The sequence below is a fragment of the Gordonibacter sp. genome (assembly GCF_036667095.1).
Classification (GTDB): domain Bacteria; phylum Actinomycetota; class Coriobacteriia; order Coriobacteriales; family Eggerthellaceae; genus Gordonibacter.
The window spans coordinates 2,078-3,943 of the sequence record NZ_JAVWUP010000208.1 but is presented as its reverse complement, the minus strand read 5'-3'; the positions used below and the strand labels follow the sequence as shown (position 1 = coordinate 3,943).

General features: G+C 53.4%; 3 protein-coding genes. 2 read left to right on the top strand and 1 reads right to left on the bottom strand.

Annotated features, from left to right (window positions below; genetic code table 11):
• Positions 1 to 190 (top strand): glycine radical domain-containing protein (locus tag RR842_RS12535; RefSeq protein ID WP_332729956.1); only part of this gene is annotated, 190 nt, incomplete at its 5' end.
• A gap of 60 nt (positions 191 to 250) precedes the next feature.
• Here RR842_RS12535 and RR842_RS12530 read toward each other — a convergent pair.
• Positions 251 to 1,186 carry a LysR family transcriptional regulator gene (locus tag RR842_RS12530; RefSeq protein ID WP_332521496.1) on the bottom strand — a complete coding sequence of 312 codons (936 nt, stop codon included), beginning with the start codon at positions 1,184 to 1,186 and terminating at the stop codon, positions 251 to 253.
• Between the two features lie 102 nt (positions 1,187 to 1,288).
• On the opposite strand from RR842_RS12530, the gene RR842_RS12525 reads away from it, so the two are divergent.
• A partial coding sequence (locus RR842_RS12525) for an SLC13 family permease (protein WP_332729955.1) occupies positions 1,289 to 1,866 on the top strand: 578 nt, incomplete at its 3' end.

The window sequence follows — 1,866 nt, the reverse complement described above, 5'->3', positions numbered from 1 at the left end:
GTGGTGCGACCTGAAGCTGTGGCACGTGCAGTTCAACGTCATCAACCGCGAGACGTTGGTTGATGCCAAAGCACATCCGGAGAATTACCAGGATCTCATGGTTCGCGTAGCGGGTTACAGCGCCTACTTCAACGACCTGTCGGATCGCCTGAAGCAGGAGATCATCGAGCGTGCTGAGGTTTCACTGTAGATCTTTTCGGGTGAGGATCATGGCGCAGGCGCTGCCGCCTCGCGCAAGGCGGCAGCGCGTTTACTCCGGCGCGGATGCAACGGAGCTGCTACGAGCCATGATCATGCTTGAAGTGAGATTTTGGAGGAACTCTATATTCGTATGATTTTCGGGGTAGAGGGCAATGTACGGGGTTCGTGAGTTCTTAATGGGGATGATGCAAAGGTCGTTCTGATTGACGTAGTCGAGCGGAAGCAGAAGGCTGTTGGTGAGGAGCGCTGCCTCGTGCTCGAGCAATGTTCGCGTTATCAGTCGAGAGTTGTTGCTTTGCAGCAAAACGTCGATAGGGGGGTGATCGTAGCCGATCGCATCGTAGAGGGCGTTGACGTCGAGACCGTTTTCGTGAACGATAAGCTTCTGAAAAATCACTTTGTCGCGCGTCACGACCTTCTTGCCGGCCAGAGGGTGGCGGGAACTCACCACCAGATACGAGCTTCCCGTGAACATCTCCTGCATATGCAGGGTGCTTTTCTCGATGAAGGGGTCGAGCATACCGGAAATGTTCGGTGTTACGATAATGTCGGCATCTTTGGGTACGTCTATGTGGGGAAAATGATCGAGGCCAAGGGACTTAACGCGGAGTTCTACATCGGGGTATTTCTTGGAAATCAGATTGAATGCCGCAGGGAAAAGGGCATCGGAAATCGACGGGATGGTGTACAAGCGGAATGTGTCGGTCAGCTTCAGAGGTTCTTCGTCGGCAAGGGATTTTGCCTGCTCGCGAACCTGGCCGAGTGAGGAGATGACGCTCTGCATGTAAGGGAGCAAAACCTCTCCTTCGGCCGTGAGGCGCACCCCGTCTACCGTGCGCGTGAGTAGGCAGACGCGCAGTTCTTCTTCGAGGGATTTCACTGATCTGCTCAAGGCGGGCTGGCTGACGTAGAGGTTGTTCGCCGCGATGCTGATGCACCCCGTCTTTGCCACTTCGAGGTAGTATTCCAGCTGTTCAAGACGCATGCAGCCCCCTTTTTTTGAAACAGAACGAGATGCAAAAGAATGTAACCGCTCTTCCCTCGTAATGTCTTTTGAGTATATATGATTTGGGAGGATTCACAAACTATGGTAAATCAAGCTGCTAAACAAATTGCTACGAAAGGCAGTAAAACGGCTCTCGTGCAATGGATCGTTATCGTTGCTTTGACCGCTCTCTGTTTAATCGTTCCGACAAGCGAGCTGTATACGTACCAATTGAAAATGTTCATGGCGTTGACGGTGTTCTGCATCGCGGTGGTGGCGTTCGACACCATGCCTATCCTGGTGCCGTGCGCGTTATTGCCGGTGGGTTATCTTTTGTTCGGTGTGGCACCCATCGAGACAGCGTTCAGTTGTTGGAGCAGCTCGACGCCGTGGATGTTTTTGGGCGTGTTTATCTTTGCAAACGCGTTGACGCGCGTCGGGCTGCTCGAACGCGTGGGGTATTGGTTCCTCGCTCGTTTCGGCAAGAGCTATCTGCGTGTTGCGCTCGTTATTTTACTGCTGGGCCTCGTCCTTTCGATTGCGTTACCCGGTGGCAATGCGCATGCGCCGGTGTTCTTCTTCGTGCTCGGCATTCTGCAGGCCATGGGTGTTGGGAAGTCGAAGGACTCCGCTTTCCTGATGGTCATCACGTACTTAGGCACGTGGACGACGATGAAATT